The following is a 16,047-nucleotide window of genomic DNA, read 5'->3' as shown; positions in this document are numbered from 1 at the left end:
CATAAAACCACGTGTCGACGGTGGTGGCATCGGCCCGATCTCGGGGTCGTCGCGAGACCGATCGTGTTGCTATGCCAATCTATAACAGGAGCCGTCCCGAACGGATCGTCGATGCGTCGCAGTCGTTCCCGGAGGGTCGCCCGGTTGGTCGTCGCCACGCTCGGCGCCGCCGCAGTGGTGGCGCTTTTCGCCTCGCCCGTGGCCGCACAGTCGATCAATCGGAGCGCGATCGACGACCTCAACGAGCAGCTACTGTACGTCGCGCTGCCCCTCGTGCTCTTCGTCGAGCTGACGCTCGTGTACGCGCTCTACCGGTTCCGGGACAACGACGATCCACAGCCGACGACGAAGGACCCGGCCCTCGAGATCACGTGGACGGCCGCGACCGGCGTCATCCTGCTGTTCGTCGGCCTCTCGGCCTTTTTCGTGCTGGCGAACCCGTACATCACGCCGACCGCCGCCGGTCAGTCGGACACCGGCCTGTCCGAGGACGCAGTCGAGATCGAGGTGGTGGCGTACCAGTGGGGCTGGGAGTTCCGCTACCAGGGTGAGGGGGTAACCAGCAAGTCACAGCTGGTGTTACCCCGCAGCCGGGACGTCGCCTTCTCCTTTACCACACGGGACGTTATTCACTCGTTTTACGTCCCCGAACTGGGCCTGAAACAGGACATCATCCCCGGACAGACCACGGAGGCGCGGACCCGCGCGACGGAGACCGGCGAATACACCCTCTACTGTGCGGAGCTCTGTGGCGTCGGCCACACCCGGATGCACGGTACCGTGAGAGTCGTCTCGCCGACCGAATACGAGGAGTGGCTCGAGGGACGACGCGGGGAGTGAGTCGAGGGCGGGACGGGGACGACGGCCAGGCACCGGGGAGACAGACCACGTCGAGGGCGGCAGTCGCCCGACTCGGGACGTGGCGTCACCCCAGCCAAGCGTCCGTCACGCGGATTCGCCCCCGCGTTCCGTTCCACTCCCAGCTTTTCCGGTCGCTCGCCGGGCTCGCTCCCGCAAAACCTGGACCAAAAGACCCTCACCACAGCCAAGCGTCCGTCACGCGGATTCGTCCCCGCGTTCCGTTCCACTCCGTCTCGTACGTCAGTTCGATGGGGCGCGACATGTGCGGGCCATCGGTGACGAGGGTCTCGAACTCGCCACCCTCGCCGAGGAGGTGAACGCCATACTGCTCGTTGAGCGCCCGGAGGTCGTCGAGTGCCGCGGCGTCGAGCGTCCGTCCGAGCCACGACTCGTCGAGCCCACCCGCGGCGACCTGAACGATCGTGATCTCGAAGCCCGCGTCGAGCATCGCCCGGGCGAGGTCGTCGGGGTCCTGCTGCCAGAGCGGGGCGAACAGGTCGATTCCCAGTCGAGTGCACATCGCCCGGATGCGCGAGGTCTGAAACTCGCTCTCGACGGCACCGGCGGTGACGCCGACGAGGTCGATCTCCTCGGCGAGTTCGCGGAGAGCCGCCTCCAGTGGTTCGACTTCGGCGTCGCCCTGGGCGGCCGAGTCCGCAGCCGTGGTCGCCTCGAGATTCCCCGGATCGACCTCGACCAGTTCGATGCCGATGCTCTCTGCGGCGAGCGCCGCGAGACGTGTCTCGGGGACGTGGTACATGTACGAGTCCGACCCCTCGCCAGGGTGCACGGTCAGAAGTCGCGTCACGTTCAACCCCTCCTCGAGCGCGCGGTAGAGCGCCCACGAGGAGTCCTTGCCGCCGGAGAAGAGACCCACCCAGTCGTCAGTCATCGGCGGGGATAGGCCGGACGACAGTAAACCGTCGTCGGTTCCGGTCAGCGTTCGTCGTGTGTCTCGCGAGCGTCGTGGCCGCCGTCGGTTCGCGGTTCGACGTCGTACACCTCGGCGTACACCGAGGCCCACGCGTTCGCTCGACAGCGACGCGGGACGGGGCGCGGCACGACGCGCGAGACGATGGAGAGGAGTCGGGACATCTTTAGGCCTACCTAAATCGTCGAGGGACAAAACCGTGTCGGTCGGTGACAGGGTCGGGTGAGGGAGGGAGAACCGGCGCGGTCACCCACCGTAGCACGGCTACCTGCCGAGCGGTTCGCCACAGTAGCCGCAGGTTTCGGCGTCGGCCGACAGGCGGGAGCCGCACGCCGGACAGTTCGTCTTCCGTTCGGACGGGTCCTCGTCGCTCCCGAACAGCGCGCGGGCCTCCACAACCCGAACCAGATCACGGCGAGCGTCGCCACTCCCACGAAGACGACCAGCGCGACCCGACCGACCGTCTCGGTGAGAGCCAGCGGCACGACGCCGCCAGAGAGCGTGACACACCAGGTGCGCATGGCCCACCTGCTTGGCACGCCGCGGACAAGTCGGTCGGGCCGTTCGGGTGGTGCCGGGGCCGCTCCCTCGGACGGGCTACATGTAGCCCAGGTCGCGGAGGCGCTCCATCAGGTTCTCCTTGTCCTGGGCGCGACCTTCGCGTTCGGTCGTCCCGGTGAGGTCCTGGAGCCACGCGGGGTCGTCCGCGGATTTCGCCGAACCGGATTCGGTGCCGAGGGAACGGAACCCTTCCCAGTACTTCGGCGAGACGGGGAGGTCCTCGGGGGTCGTCCCCTCGGGGAGGTCGTCGGTCGAGGCGGGGACGTGACCCGCCGGGTAGCCCTCGACGGCGTCGGGGACGATGTACCCCCAGAAGGCGTCCCAGACGGCGCGCTCGTCGAACTGGAGGATCGGGTGGACGCGGTCGTGCGGAGGGTACTTGTCGGAGTCGTGTCGCGGCGAGAAGAACGTCTCGTCGGCGCGGGACTCCTGTTCGTCCCAGCGGACGCCCGAGAAGATGCCGTCGAAACCACCCTCCTCGACGACTTCGTTGAGGGCGACCGTCTTCAGCAGGTGGTTACCCTCGAAGGTGTCGGGGTCGAGGGTGAGGGTGTCGCCCTCGTAGTCGAGACGCTCGAGTTCGCGGCGGTTGCGCTCGTCGAGGTCCGCGACGGGGACCGACTCGCCGACCGCGACGTCGAGCCGGGCGAAATCCTCGTTGCGGGCGACGACGAGATCGAGATCCCAGGCGTCGACCCAGCGCTCGACGAACTCGTGGGTCGCGTCGAAGTGTTCGTAGTGGTCGATGAACACGACGGGCGGGACGTCGACGCCGAGGTCGGCGGCCACCTCACGGACGATGTAGAGCACGAGCGTCGAGTCCTTCCCGCCGGTCCACATGACCGCCGGGCGCCTGTACGTCTGCAGGGCCTCGGCGACGACCGTCGCACCCTTCTCGAACTTGTCCTGAAGAGAAGGGTAGTCGGCGGCGGTCTGGGACCGTCCGTCGTCGTAGTTCACAGAGACGTAGTCGGGAAACGCAACAGACATGGAGAATGTATCGCCCGCCGACTATGTATACTTATTCGATGCCACGGGCTACCACACGGCTGTGCCGCCCGGATTCGGTCGACGACGCGAACCAACCGTGGTCACCGGATGCACGCGTCACCGTTCGGAGAACGGGGCGTGCGCCGGGTCGACCGAAACGAACCGAGAGTGGTCGAGTGGAGAGAAGAGGGGGAGGCGCTGATCAGGTCGGAGGCCGTGGTGTCGTGGAGCGAGGGCGTGCCCGAACGGCGCTCACATGTAGCCCAGGTCGCGGAGGCGCTCCATGAGGTCCTCCTTGTCCTGGGCGCGGCCGGCCCGCTCCGTGGTGTTCTCCATGTCCTGTAGCCAGGCGGGTTCCTCGGCGGACTTGTCCGTGGAGACCTCGCTCCCGAGCGAGCGGAAGCCGGCGAAGTACTTGGGCGAGACGGGGATGTCCTCCATCGTGATCCCCTCGGGCAGGTCGTCCGCACTCTGCGGGACGTAGCCGGCGGGGTAGCCCTCGACTGTCTCCGGGATGGCGAAGTTCCAGAACGTCTCCCAGACGTCGGGTTCGGCGAACTGGAGGATGGGTTGGATGCGGTCGTGCGGCGGGTAGATGTCGGGGTCGTGTCGCGGCGAGAAGAACGTCTCGTCGGCGCGCGCCTCCTGTTCGTCCCAGCGGACGCCGGAGATGACGCCGTCGACGTCGTACTCCTCGAGGGCGTCGTTGAGGGCGACCGTCTTCAGCAGGTGGTTGCCGACGTAGGTGTCGAGGAGGAACGGGAAGGTGTCCTCCTCGTACTCCAGCAGGTTCCGGATGTGGTGCTGGTTGTGCTCCGAGAGCGCCTCGACCGGGATGTCGTCGCCGGGAGTGAGACCGTGTTCGTCGACGTAGTCGCCGACGTCCGTGTTGCGCGCCCAGATGACCTCGAGCTCCCACTCGTCGGCCCAGTGTTCGACGAAGTCGATGAGCTCGTCGAAGTGCTGGTAGTGGTCGATGAACACGACGGGGGGTACCTCGAGGTCGAACCGATCGGCGACCTCTTTGACGAAGTACAGCGTCAGCGTCGAGTCCTTGCCACCGGTCCACATCACGACGGGGTTCTCGTACTGCTCGAGTCCCACCTTCGTGACCTCGATGGCCTTCTCGATCTTGTGCTCGATGCTCGGGTAGTCCGCCGGATCTTCACCCTCGCCGTCGGTGTAGTCGACGTCGAGGTAGTCGGGGAACGCTGACATCGTATAATGACATCTAATTACGTCGTTGAAAGGCCTTATGGATACGCGATGTCGTGAGTGATAATACCACGCAGATGTCCCGCGTGAGACGTCGAAAACTGGGGTGTGAGAGGGACGTTCGGGGATCCGCGTGAGATCGTCCGATATTATATCGCGAGCGTTCGGAAGGAGATCGATCCAGGAGGCCGGGCGCGCGGAGCCAGGTTTTTGAGCCGTGCGTTCCTGATGGTCAGCTGCCATGTCTCTCGACGACACCAGCGTCGCGATCGTCGCGGCCCACGAGTTCGAGGACGTCGAACTGGAGTTCCCCCTGCTCCGTCTCTCGGAGATGGGCGCGGAGGTACACCTCGTACCCGTGGAGGTGGGACACCATCCCCGCCCGTCGCTGGAGTCTAGGGAGGCGAAGCCGGTGACGGGCCGGTACGGGACGCCGATCCCCCCGGACGTACTGACCGAAGGTGACCACTACACGGTGACGCCGTTCGAGGAGCTCTCGGTCGAGGCGCTCGACTGCGTCCTCCTGCCGGGCGGCTTCTCGCCCGATCATCTCCGGACCGAAGCCGACGTCGTCGACTTCCTCACGGAGTGTGACGGGGCGGGCGTCGTGATCGCGGCGATCTGTCACGGGCCGCAGCTGCTCGTCGAGACGGACGCTCTCGAGGGACGGGAGGTGACCGGCGTCGGACCGGTCCGGACGGATCTCGCGAACGCGGGCGGCGAGGTGGTCGACGAGGCGGTCGCGGTCGACGGACACCTCGTGACCGGCCGCAACCCCGACGCGCTCCCGGCGTTCTGTCGCGCCGTCCACGAGACGGTCGCGGAACACGCCGGAATCGAGGCGGCCTCCGACGACTGACGGTCCCGGTCGACTCCAGCGCCCGGTTTTATCACCGTCTCCCGACTCTCTCGATCCGTGCGACTCGACCACATCGGCATCGCGACGACCGACGCGGCGGCACTGGCCGACCTGTACGTCGACCTCTTCGATGCGACGGTCGCCCACATCGAATCGGGCGACATCGACTTCGTGTTCGTCGAAGTGGACGGCAGCTACTTCGAGTTCCTCGAGCCAGTCGACGTGGGCACGGATATCGGCCAGTATATCCAGGAACACGGGACCGGCTTCCACCACGTCGGGATCGAGGTCGACGACCTGCCCGCGGCGCTGGAGCACGCCCGTGACCTCGGGGTCGACCTGATCGACGACGAACCCCGGCCCGGCGCGTGGGGTCACGACATCGCGTTTCTCGATCCCGACTCGACGGGTGGACTGTTGGTCGAGTTCTTCCAGCACTGACGTCGCGAGCGAGTCGGACCGAAACCGCGCAGTGCGTGGTGCGTCGCGAGAGGCGTCGTCCCTCCCCGGTCTCTTCTACGGGGGAGCGGACGGCTCGGCGGGATCGGACCGCTCGAAACCACGGAACTCCCCCAACGACCGACCGGTCGCCGACGGTCCCACGAGAGCGAGACGCCACTATCGGCTGTGATAGCCGGTCAGGAAGGTGTTTACGATACGTCGATGACAACACTGTATGAGCGTCGTGCGACGGAAGGGGGGATGGTGTCTGGAACGGAGCGCCGAAGGCGTCTACCTGATAACGCATCGGAGTCGTGTTCGAGCGAAAGTCGTCACCGACGAGCACGTCTCGCCCGGTGACTCGAACGAACGGCACGACCGTACCGTCCCGGTCAGAGAGGTGTCGTCGCTCGCCGAGGTCGAACACGTGTTCACGTCGATGGCGAACGGCGACGCGTTCGTCCCGGTTCCCGCCGGGGTCACCCGTTCGACGGACGCGAGCACACCCGACGCCCTTCCGGACCTCCCGCTCGGCGGGATCGTCTTCGTAGGACTGCTCGTCTGTGGGTGTTTCGCCTCCCTGTACGCGACGGTCCTCCACCCCGCCATCCTCGCCGTCGGTATCGTGTCGCTGCTGGCCGGGACCGTGGTGGCCGGTGTCGGATACCGGGAGTACCGGCGACGCGGGTCGAGCGCGATGGTCGAGCGTCTCCGCTCGCTTTACGTGACGGGTGAGGAGTCCCGTGTAGAGGATCTGGCCGAGTGACGGCTACTTCGGCGGTGTCGAGCTCCTCCGGTGTATCACTCGAAATCGACCACGTCATCCCCGATCTCGTCACTGGATCGTGCTACCCTCACCCGAAATCAGGACGGCAGTTCCATCGGTGCGTTCGCGTGAGAACGCTGCTGGTACCTGGTTCGGTACCTGTCCTACGAAATGAACTTGTTGTCGCGCCAGTTCACGGTGTTGCCGCCACCGTTGTTCTGCTGTGGGTTCTCGACGACCTCCACCGACGCCGCGCGCTCTTCGCCCTCGACGATGCGGGTCGCGCGGAGTTCGCCGTCCTCTTCGGTGACGGCAGTGAGCGTCCCCTTCTCGGCGAGGCGTGCGAGGTCGACGAGCACGAGGAACATCGGGTACTGGAGCGCGGTGTTCTGGAGCACGGTCTCGCGGTCGCCCTTGAAACAGGCGAACTCGACGAGTTCGGAGGGGATCTCCTCTTCCTCCTCGCCCCAGCGCGGCGCGCCGGCGCGTGGGGGCTCTTCCTCGTACACCCGGTTCTCGGTCACGCTCGCCTTCAGCTGCGCTGTCGGCGTGTACTTGCTGAGCGATTCGTCCGTGGCGACGGCCTTGATGATGAGCGTGTTGTTCCGTCGGGTGATGTCGATATCCTCGATCTCCGGGGGGAGTTCCGGATCACCCGCGAAGTAGTCAGTCACTGTTTCGAGCGGCAGTTCCAGCGTCGAGTGGAGTCGGAATACGCGGCCTGACATTGTTGAGCGTGGGGGTGGACAGCGGCCGGAGCGCACTGCGGTCGTAGTCGTCTGTTAGTTGGTCGTCCGGGTTTATATGGGCTATCCTTTCGTCGTGGGGCGGGACGAACCGTCGAAATCGGCGGATTCACGGCTGTCGCCCGGAGAAGCCCGGCGCGTCAGGTCGAGAGCGTCGCCTCGAGCTCGCCGCGTTCGTCCAGCTCGGCGAGGATATCAGATCCGCCGATGAATTCGCCGTCGACGAACGTCTGCGGGGTGGTCTCCCAGCCCGAGTGCGACTCGAGTGCCGCGCGGAACTCGGGCAGGGCGGGGAGGACGTCGACGGTCTCGAACTCGTCGACGTACTTGCCCACGAGTTCGACCGCGCGCCGGGAGTAACCACACTGTGGCATCAGTCGGTTCCCCTTCATGAAGACGACGACGTCGTTGGTCTCGATGGCTTCGTCGACGCGCTGTTGGACCTCCTCGGGTGAGAGTTCCGACTCGGGACTGAACGTCATGGCCGTCTGTAGGGTGAGCGTGTTCAAAGGTATTGCGCCACGGTCGCGTGAACCCTCCTCGGAGACGGTCGCGGGAGTCGTCTCTCGTCGCCCGGGGACGAACCGGATCGCGGGATCGAAAGAGAGTCGCTCAGCAGACGTGGCGTGTCCGGACTGCGCAGCCATCGCGCCGACGAAGCGATGGAGCCGACCCGAAGAACGACACGCCCGTACAGGACCCGGTCCGCGACGAACGGCCTCGTCGACCGAAGCGGCCGAGCCGTTGCCGATCGGTTTCGAGTCCCCGACGGGAGTTTCCCGGGGCAGGAGGAGCGTGACGTGGCCCAGTGCACGACTGGACGGAGCCACCACGTCGCCGGAGCGGACCGGCCGGCGAGAGACGGCTCAGCCGTCCTCGCCGACGCGGACGACGTTGATGAGCGAGTAGACCGGGACGCCGTTCAGTTCGTCGACGCCCTGCTTGTCGACCAGGACGACGCACGCGACGGGGTTGCCACCCTCTTCGCGGACAGCCTCGATCGTCTCTGTCATCGTCGTGCCCGAGGTCACGATGTCGTCGACGACGTAACAGTCACGACCCCGGATGGACGCGAAGTTCCGCGAGAACGACCCCCCGAGGTCCTCGATATCGCCCTCCTCCCACTGGTGTTTCGCGGGGGCGTAGCTCCCCAGGTCCGTGTCGAGTTCGCGCGCGACGACCGTCGCGAGCGGGACGCCAGCCTTCTCGATGCCGATAGTGAGATCGACCTCTTCGCCCACCTTCGAGAGCAGGTCCGCCATCGCCCGACCGGCGTATGTGAGCCGGGCGCTGTCGCGACCGAACGCGCTCCAGTCGACGTGGATGTCGTGCGGGCCGCCGTCGTCCCCGGCGCGCGACGTCGTGGCGGCCGTCGAACCGCCGCTGGCGCCGCTCTTCTCGACGAGCCACGACGCGGTCTCCCGGGAGACGTTGAGTTCGTCGGCGATCTCGCCCTTCGAGAGCCCGCGGTTGGCCAGTTCCTCGGCGCTCTCGATGAGGTCGTTAACGTTCTTCATACGCGCTGAATTCGACGGCCGTTTTTATAACGGTGTTGTCGTCCACGAACGCTTTCCGGAAGTCGTCGACGGGGTAGATCCCCGTGACGAGGTCGTCGAGGAGCCACGCGGGCAGCGAGTCGAGAGTGTCCGTCGCCGCCTCGAAGTGGCCCGCGTTGGAGTTGACGCTCCCGACGATGGCCTTGTTGTGGAGGACGAGTTCGCCGTGCATCGCGCCGACGTCGAACTCGTAGTCGGTCGAGCCGGGGACGCCGAGGAGCGCGATCACGCCGTTTGGGGCGAGCGTGTGGACCGCCTGGACGCCGTGCGGGGCGTACCCGGTCGCCTCGAAGACGAAGTCCATCGGCTCGAACGCCGCGCCCACCTCGTCGACCGGCGTCTGCCGGGAGTCGACGTACGTGGCCCCGAGTTCGTCCATGATGTCGATCGTCGGGTCGGGGCGGTCCCGACGGCCGAGACAGTAGACGCGGTCGTACGTCTCGTCGAGCATCGCCAGGGTGAGCAGGCCGAGCGACCCGTTCCCGAGGACGAGTGCCGTCTCCGGACGCCACTCGAACGACGAGCGCGAGGCGTACGCGACTTCGAACGCCTTCTCGGTGATCGAGATGGGTTCGACGAGGAAGCCGAACGGTGCCTGGTGGTCTGGAATCCGAACGAGGTGTTCGGCCGGTGACGTGAAGTACTCGGCCATGTAGCCGTGGGCACCGACGATTCCGCGCTCGTGGTACATCCCGTCAGGCGCCATGTCGGGTTCGCCGCGCTCGAAGTACTCGTTGGTCCCGTTCGGCGGACGGCGCACGGTCGGGACGACGGCATCGCCCACCTCGAACCCGGTGCCGTTCGGATCCTCGACGATGCCGACGGCCTCGTGGCCGAGGACCAGATGGTCCTCGCCGTCGGGGAACCCGCCGTGACCCCCGGCGATGACCTCGTGGTCCGTCCCGTCGACGCCGACACGGAGCGTCCGAACGAGGGCCTCACCCGCGCTCGGCTCGGGACGCGGCTTCTCGATGACGACGGGGTCCGTGGTCTCCCGTCGAACTGCGATGGCTTTCATAGTCGCTCGCTACGACCCGTAGCACCAAAAGATTTATTCTATAGTGAGTAAACAATACGAACGGGTGAGTTGCCGACCGCGTCACCCAGCCCAGACGCGCCGCGTTACGCGGATCCAAGCCCAGTCCGACCAGCCATGTTCCGTCGGCACTCACCGCATCCCGTGCCTCTGAGCGCCCGCATCGCGGGCGTTTTCTGCGAACGATCGTGATCGTCGCCACCGGAGCCGGCGCTCCGCGCCGCCAGTCGATCGTCACCCGTGGCTGTCGGCTGTGGTCGGTCTCGGACGCCGAGGAAAACGAGTGAGAGGAGGGTCGTGTGTGCGCTCGGCCCACACCGCTGGAAGCCACCGTGGCCGTGTCACGCGGCGACGACGCGCCCCGACCGCTACCGATCGACGTCGTCGACCAGTTCGGCGGCGAGCCCCGTGTAGCCGGCCGGCGTGAGCGCGGTGAGCTCCGCACGGACGTCGTCGGAGACGTCGAGATCCTCGAACAGGGCGCGGAGATCGGCGAGAGTCGTTCGCTGCCCGCGGGTGAGCTCCTTCACGCGCTCGTACGCTTCGGTGTCACCCTCCCGCCGGAGGATCGTCTGGATCGCCTCGCCGAGGATTTCTGGAGTCGCCTCGAGTTCGTCCCGCATCACCTGTTCGTTCGGGACCACCTTCGAGAGCCCCTGTTCGGCCTTCGTGTAGCCGATGAGACAGTGACCGAACGCCGCGCCGATGTTTCGCTTCACCGTCGAATCCGAGAGGTCGCGCTGGAGCCGCGAGGTGGTGACGTAGTCGGCGAGGAACGTCAGGTCGGCGTCGGCCTTCGAGAGGTTCCCTTCGCTGTTCTCGAAGTCGATCGGGTTGACCTTGTGTGGCATCGTCGACGATCCCGTCTCCCCCTCGGCGGCCTCCTGACCCAGGTACCGGTCCGAGACGTAGAGCCACATGTCGCGATCGAAGTCGACGAGGACGTTGTTGACCCCCCGAATTGCATCGAACAGCGCGGCGAGGTCGTCACACGGGTTGACCTGCGTCGCCAGCCGCTGGTGATCCAGTCCCAGCCCCGAGACGAACGCCCGGGAGAACGCGCGCCAGTCGACGTCGGGATAGGCCGCGACGTGCGCGGCGTACGCGCCGGAGGCCCCCGCGAGTTTGCCGGCGAGCTCCTCGACAGCCGTTCGGACGCGGCCCGTGGTGCGCCCCAGCCGGGCGGCGTAGACGGCCATCTCCTTGCCGTACGTGGTCGGCGTCGCGGGCTGGCCATGGGTGCGCGCGAGCATCGGGAGATCGCGGTGCTCGCGGGCGGTCTCGACGAGGTCGTCGCGGAGCGCATCGAGCGCCGGGAGCAACACGTCCTCGACCGCCCCGCGGACCAGGAGCCGCTGGGCGAGGTTGTTCACGTCCTCGCTCGTGAGGCCGAAGTGGATCCACGGGAAGAGCCGGTCGGCGTCGTCGACGGCGTCGGCGAGACGCACGCGGAGGAAGTACTCGACCGCCTTCACGTCGTGGTTGGTCGCCGCGTACGTGTCGGTCCCGTCGACCTCGATCCGTTTCACCAGGCGGGCGTCGTCGGCCGTGAACTCCTCGTACAGCGAGCAGAGGAGCGCGCGCGTCGCGTCGTCGATGTCCAGGGGTGTGGCGTCGAGGTCGGCGAGCGCGAGTAGATACTCGACCTCCACCTCGACGCGGGCACGCATCAGCGCCGACTCGCTCGCGTAGGGGACGAGCGGCCCCGTCCGCGACGCGTAGCGACCGTCGAGCGGTGACACCGCCGCGAGCGGATCCGCTCGGGGGAGGTCCGAACGGGCGTCGTGGGCAGTCATGGCGGCAACTGTCCGCGGTGCCGGCAAAAACGTATCGATGGCGGGAGACACTGTTGTGCACATTCGACGCCAAAACTCCCGTCACTATCCTTCTGATAATCCACGTCTCTGCATACATCGCGGCACCGGACCGCAACTGTTTTTCCGCCTCCACGAGGTGACTCAGGCATGCTCAAGATCGCGGGGCTCGCGAGCAATCGTGGGCGGAACCTCCTGCACATCGCCGACCGCGCACCCGGCGGCGCCGAGGTCGCCGTCGTGCTGACGAACCGTGACGGAGCGCCGATCCTCGAGGACGCCTCCGAGCGCGGCATTCCGACGGAGGTCGTCGAACGCGGCGACGACCCCCGCGCGGAACACGAACGGCGCGTCCTCGACCGTCTGTCGGCGTACGATTTCGACCTCGTCTGTCTCGACGGCTATATGCGCGTCCTCACCGGCGAGTTCCTCGACGACGCGCCGACGACGCTGAACGTCCATCCCTCCCTGTTGCCGTCGTTCCCCGGGATGGACGCCCACGAACAGGTGCTCGACGCCGGGGTTCGGATGACGGGCTGTACGGTCCACGTCGTCACCGAGGCGGTCGACGGTGGACCGATCGTCACGCAGGAAGCGGTCCCCGTCTACGAGGGCGACGACGCCGCGACCCTGAAAGAGCGGGTGCTGTACGAGGGCGAGTTCACCGCCTACCCACGGGCGGTCCGGTGGTTCAGCGAGGATCGGGTCGAGGTGACCGACGACGGCGTCCGCGTCGACGGCGACGATGGCGGCGACTTCCCGGAGCGTCGGCTCACCTCCGACGACCGGGTCTCGACTCTGCGCTACGGCGAGAACCCACACCAGGACGCGGCGGTGTACGCCGACGACGGCTGTGCGGAGGCGAACGTCGTCCACGCGGCACAGCTGAACGAGGACGCGAAGGCGCTGTCGTACAACAACTACAACGACGCCGACGCGGCGCTCTCGTTGATCAAGGAGTTCGACGACCCCGCGGCCGCGGTGATCAAACACGCCAACCCTGCCGGCTGTGCGACAGCCGAGACACTCGTCGACGCCTACGACCGTGCGCTGTCGACCGACCCGATGAGCGCCTTCGGCGGTATCGTCGCGCTCAACCGGGAGTGCGACGCCGCGACCGCCGAGGCGATCACCGAGTCGTTCAAGGAGGTCGTCGTCGCCCCCGCGTACACTGACGCCGCGCTGGACGTCCTGCGCGAGAAGGGGGATCTCCGGGTGCTCGACGTGGGACCGCTGGGAGAGACGACGGATCGGCTGACGGAGAAACTGCTCGTCGGTGGGCGGCTCGTCCAGGAACGCGACCTGTGGGCACCGGCCACGGACGACCTCGACGTCGTCACCGAGCGCGACCCCACGGACGAGGAGCTGGCGTCGATGCTGTTCGCCTGGCGCGTCCTCAAACACGTCAAATCCAACGGCATCGTCTTCGCGTCGGGGACGGAGACCGTCGGCGTGGGGATGGGACAGGTCTCCCGCGTCGACGCCGTCCGGCTCGCGGCGATGAAGGCCGACGAACACGCCGAGGGGAAGTCCGCCGACGGTGCCGTGATGGCGAGCGACGCGTTCTTCCCGTTCCCCGACGGCGTCGAGGAGGCCGCCGGGGCGGGCATCGAGGCGGTCATCCAGCCGGGCGGGAGCGTCAACGACGAGGACGTGATCGCCGCGGCGGACGACCACGGGATGGCGATGGTGTTCACCGGTCGGCGGTGCTTCAGACACGACTGAGTGCCAGCGAGGGAGAGCTCGAAGCGTGAAGGGACGAGCGCTCCGGTGCGTCGGGCACGAGTAGTGACGGAGACCCACCGATTCGCTCGCGCCGAGCAACGATGCGAGCGGCGGGACGAACTCGTCGGGCCGACCCCGACGCGACGGCGACCGTCCGCCGCGGCGTCGTCCACGCCGAAATCGTCGACGAAGCCCGGGTCGCCGGGACCGACATCGTCCTTTCGGACCGCCGGGTTCGAGACGACCGAGAGCCCGGTCTGTTCCGGGCAGGCTACCCGCCACGTCGTCGACTGGTCGACTGCGCGGTCCTCGCCGAACAGTTCGACGAGGAGACGCCACGAGAGATGGAGTCGGTCGAGGTGGCGTCCGAGCGCGATCGACGCCTCGCACTCGCGGACGCCCGGTGAGCGCGATCGACGACGGTGAACAGCACCCAGTAGCGGCTACCATCGTCTATTATAACAGTCGCGCGCGAGAGAGTCGCACGAGATGTACGACGACATCCTCGTTCCGACCGACGGGAGCGCGGGCACGGAGGAAGCACTGACACACGCACTCGACGTCGCGAAGCAGCGCGACGCACGTGTGCACGCACTCTCGGTGGTCGACCGTCGCGTCTACCTCTCGGCGGATCGGGACCAGCAGGACGCGATCCTCGAGAGCCTGACCGCCGACGCCGAGGAGGCTACCGCGGCGGTGCGCGAGCGGGCGACGGAGGCGGGCGTCGAGACGACGACGGCGGTCCGCGACGGCGTCCCCCACTCGGAGATCCTCCGATACGCCGACGAGGAAGGCGTCGACCTGATCGTCATCGGCACGCACGGACGGACCGGCCGCGACAAACTCGTCAACATGGGGAGCGTCACCGAACGGGTCGTGGCGAACGCCGACCAGCCCGTGCTCGTCGTCCACATCGGCGACGACTGACGTCGCTTCGGTGGGGACGACGGGCATCGCGGGGAGGACGGTCGACCAGCAGCCAAGAGCAGGCAGACGGCACTGGCGGGCGGACGAGCGGCGTGCCGTCGTTCCGCGGGACGCTCGCCCGGAGTCGTCACGTCACGGACCGGGATACCGCCGCCATCGTATATCAACCGTGGGAGGTCTTCGGAAACGCCACGACGGCGTCCGAGACGCTACGGACGCGGACGACGAGCGCCGACGAGCAGAGCCTTATGCCCGTCGCCACCGTAGCCGCGGGCGTGTGTACACTCACTCTCGCGTGGCAAGCGTTCGACGGCGCACCCGTGGTCGTCGCCGCGAACCGTGACGAGGCGCTCGACCGGCCCTCGGAGCCGCCCACTCGCGTCCCGGGTGACCCGGGGTTCGTCGCCCCGCGCGACGTCGACGCCGGGGGCACCTGGATCGGGGTGAACGACGCCGGCGTCTTCGTCGGCATCACGAACCGCTGGGTCGCGGTCGACGGCGGTGGCGAACGCTCGCGGGGGCTCCTCGTCCGCGACGCGCTCGGCGCGACGTCGGCCGAGGACGCCACCCGGCTCGTCGAGAACGCTATCCGCGAACACAGGTACGAGGGGTTCAACCTGGTGCTCGCCGACGCGCACGCCGCCGTGCTCGTCGAGTGGGACGGGAAGACGCGGGTCCGGAACCTCTCACCCGGCGTCCACGTCGTCGTCAACGTGGGGGTGAACGGGGAGTTCTTCGAGCCCGAACGCCGCCCGGAGATGGGACCCGAACAGGGGAACAACGCGACCCGTGTCCAGGAGGCGCTCTGGCCGGTGCCCGGTGAGAGCGCCAGCGGGTGGCTCGACCGTGCGAAGGCCGTCCTCGCCGACCACGAGTACGGCGTCTGTGTCCACGACGACGCCGGACGGTACGGCACCCGGTCGTCGTCGCTCGTGACGGTCGGCGACGGCGGCCACGTCGACTACCAGTTCGCAGCCGGACCACCGTGTGAGACGTCCTACGGACGGATCGCGACGAACGTCGACGGCGAGTGAACGCCGACGAAGGTCAACTTTAAATCGCTCGCGGAACGTCGGTGAGGTATGAGCGCGGCCGAAGCCGAGGCGGACCTCTCCGACGACGAGCGCCAGGCACTCGAACTCATTCGCGACGAAGGAGGGATCCACCAGAGCGACTTCTGGAAGGCGCTGGACATCTCCTCGCGGAAGGGGAGTCGAATCGCGGAGAAGCTCGAAGATCTCGACCTCATCCAGCGCGAGGAGACCGTCTACAACGGCCACAACACCTACTACCTCGAACCGGCCGCCCGCGACCTCCAGTTCTCGCTGCTGATGGCCGGTGACCTCCTCTCACCGTTCATCGGCGAGGAGGAAGTAAACCCGAACAGCGACGCGTTCTCACAGTGGCTCATGAACCTCGCGTACGAGGAGTACGACATCTGAGGAGTCGACCGGGAACGCAGCACCGTCCGACGGAACGGATCTCTCTGGCCGCTAGTAGCACACGGTCCCGTGGAGCACACCACCGTGAGCCACCCGAACGCCGCCGGATAGGGGCGGAGAAGACGGGTGTGGGTTCGGACACGGGTCGCCCGGCTGGCCGGTACTGGCGGGGGAGAT

19 protein-coding genes are annotated in these 16,047 nt (G+C 67.2%); 9 read left to right on the top strand and 10 right to left on the bottom strand.

Translation table 11 applies throughout. The annotated features are described in order from the left end of the window. The first annotated feature begins 111 nt into the window (after positions 1-111). Entirely contained in the window at positions 112-840 is a 729-nt protein-coding gene (gene coxB, locus FZP69_RS05405; protein WP_152040326.1) for a cytochrome c oxidase subunit II, read from the top strand. A gap of 196 nt (positions 841-1,036) precedes the next feature. Here coxB and FZP69_RS05400 read toward each other — a convergent pair whose 3' ends face one another. The 5 genes from FZP69_RS05400 to FZP69_RS05385 form a co-directional block, all read right to left on the bottom strand. Then, the gene (locus FZP69_RS05400) at positions 1,037-1,753 is read right to left on the bottom strand and encodes a diphthine--ammonia ligase (protein WP_152040325.1); all 717 of its coding nucleotides are present in this window, start codon (positions 1,751-1,753) and stop codon (positions 1,037-1,039) included. Positions 1,754-1,797: 44 nt separating this feature from the next. After that, positions 1,798-1,956, bottom strand: a complete 159-nt coding sequence (locus FZP69_RS22395) for a hypothetical protein (protein WP_192918480.1) — start codon at positions 1,954-1,956, stop codon at positions 1,798-1,800. Positions 1,957-2,056: 100 nt separating this feature from the next. Continuing rightward, the gene (locus tag FZP69_RS23370) at positions 2,057-2,188 is read right to left on the bottom strand and encodes a zinc ribbon domain-containing protein (RefSeq protein WP_192918479.1); all 132 of its coding nucleotides are present in this window, start codon (positions 2,186-2,188) and stop codon (positions 2,057-2,059) included. Positions 2,189-2,389: 201 nt separating this feature from the next. Further along, positions 2,390-3,343, bottom strand: coding sequence for a phosphoadenosine phosphosulfate reductase family protein (locus FZP69_RS05390; protein ID WP_152040323.1), 954 nt, complete (start codon positions 3,341-3,343; stop codon positions 2,390-2,392). A gap of 252 nt (positions 3,344-3,595) precedes the next feature. After that, positions 3,596-4,561, bottom strand: a complete 966-nt coding sequence (locus FZP69_RS05385; RefSeq protein WP_152040322.1) for a phosphoadenosine phosphosulfate reductase family protein — start codon at positions 4,559-4,561, stop codon at positions 3,596-3,598. A gap of 238 nt (positions 4,562-4,799) precedes the next feature. On the opposite strand from FZP69_RS05385, the gene FZP69_RS05380 reads away from it, so the two are divergent. The 3 genes from FZP69_RS05380 (at position 4,800) to FZP69_RS05370 (ending at position 6,624) form a co-directional block, all read left to right on the top strand. Continuing rightward, on the top strand, positions 4,800-5,417 hold the full coding sequence (locus FZP69_RS05380) for a DJ-1/PfpI family protein (protein WP_152040321.1): 618 nt from the start codon (positions 4,800-4,802) through the stop codon (positions 5,415-5,417). 57 nt (positions 5,418-5,474) lie between these two features. Continuing rightward, positions 5,475-5,858, top strand: a complete 384-nt coding sequence (mce, locus tag FZP69_RS05375) for a methylmalonyl-CoA epimerase (RefSeq protein ID WP_152040320.1) — start codon at positions 5,475-5,477, stop codon at positions 5,856-5,858. A gap of 235 nt (positions 5,859-6,093) precedes the next feature. Then, positions 6,094-6,624, top strand: a complete 531-nt coding sequence (locus tag FZP69_RS05370; protein ID WP_152040319.1) for a hypothetical protein — start codon at positions 6,094-6,096, stop codon at positions 6,622-6,624. Between the two features lie 164 nt (positions 6,625-6,788). On the opposite strand, the gene FZP69_RS05365 is transcribed toward FZP69_RS05370, so the two are convergent. The 5 genes from FZP69_RS05365 to purB all read right to left on the bottom strand — a co-directional run bounded on the left by FZP69_RS05365 (position 6,789) and on the right by purB (position 11,758). Continuing rightward, positions 6,789-7,352, bottom strand: coding sequence for a DUF7110 family protein (locus FZP69_RS05365; protein WP_152040318.1), 564 nt, complete (start codon positions 7,350-7,352; stop codon positions 6,789-6,791). Positions 7,353-7,510: 158 nt separating this feature from the next. After that, positions 7,511-7,852 carry a glutaredoxin family protein gene (locus FZP69_RS05360; RefSeq protein ID WP_152040317.1) on the bottom strand — a complete coding sequence of 114 codons (342 nt, stop codon included), beginning with the start codon at positions 7,850-7,852 and terminating at the stop codon, positions 7,511-7,513. Positions 7,853-8,236: 384 nt separating this feature from the next. After that, the gene (gfcR, locus tag FZP69_RS05355) at positions 8,237-8,887 is read right to left on the bottom strand and encodes a transcriptional regulator GfcR (protein WP_152040316.1); all 651 of its coding nucleotides are present in this window, start codon (positions 8,885-8,887) and stop codon (positions 8,237-8,239) included. Next, positions 8,874-9,944 (bottom strand): glucose 1-dehydrogenase, encoded by a 1,071-nt coding sequence (locus tag FZP69_RS05350; protein ID WP_152040315.1) that lies wholly within the window; start codon positions 9,942-9,944, stop codon positions 8,874-8,876. Before FZP69_RS05350 ends, gfcR begins: the two co-directional genes overlap by 14 nt. A gap of 386 nt (positions 9,945-10,330) precedes the next feature. Further along, positions 10,331-11,758: an adenylosuccinate lyase gene (gene purB / locus FZP69_RS05345; protein ID WP_152040314.1), complete on the bottom strand. Its 1,428-nt coding sequence runs from the start codon at positions 11,756-11,758 to the stop codon at positions 10,331-10,333. A gap of 168 nt (positions 11,759-11,926) precedes the next feature. Here purB and purH point away from each other — a divergent pair, with 168 nt between their 5' ends. The 5 genes from purH (at position 11,927) to FZP69_RS05320 (ending at position 15,870) form a co-directional block, all read left to right on the top strand. Beyond that, the gene (purH, locus tag FZP69_RS05340; protein WP_152040313.1) at positions 11,927-13,501 is read left to right on the top strand and encodes a bifunctional phosphoribosylaminoimidazolecarboxamide formyltransferase/IMP cyclohydrolase; all 1,575 of its coding nucleotides are present in this window, start codon (positions 11,927-11,929) and stop codon (positions 13,499-13,501) included. A gap of 101 nt (positions 13,502-13,602) precedes the next feature. Continuing rightward, positions 13,603-13,908: a hypothetical protein gene (locus FZP69_RS05335; protein ID WP_152040312.1), complete on the top strand. Its 306-nt coding sequence runs from the start codon at positions 13,603-13,605 to the stop codon at positions 13,906-13,908. 82 nt (positions 13,909-13,990) lie between these two features. After that, positions 13,991-14,428 (top strand): universal stress protein, encoded by a 438-nt coding sequence (locus tag FZP69_RS05330; protein ID WP_152040311.1) that lies wholly within the window; start codon positions 13,991-13,993, stop codon positions 14,426-14,428. Between the two features lie 275 nt (positions 14,429-14,703). After that, positions 14,704-15,462, top strand: a complete 759-nt coding sequence (locus FZP69_RS05325) for an NRDE family protein (RefSeq protein WP_152040310.1) — start codon at positions 14,704-14,706, stop codon at positions 15,460-15,462. A gap of 48 nt (positions 15,463-15,510) precedes the next feature. Beyond that, the gene (locus tag FZP69_RS05320; protein WP_152040309.1) at positions 15,511-15,870 is read left to right on the top strand and encodes a helix-turn-helix transcriptional regulator; all 360 of its coding nucleotides are present in this window, start codon (positions 15,511-15,513) and stop codon (positions 15,868-15,870) included. Positions 15,871-16,047 lie beyond the last annotated feature (177 nt).

The sequence above is a fragment of the Salinigranum salinum genome (genome assembly GCF_009176545.1).
Classification (GTDB): domain Archaea; phylum Halobacteriota; class Halobacteria; order Halobacteriales; family Haloferacaceae; genus Salinigranum; species Salinigranum salinum.
This window is presented reverse-complemented; position numbering and strand designations above follow the sequence as displayed.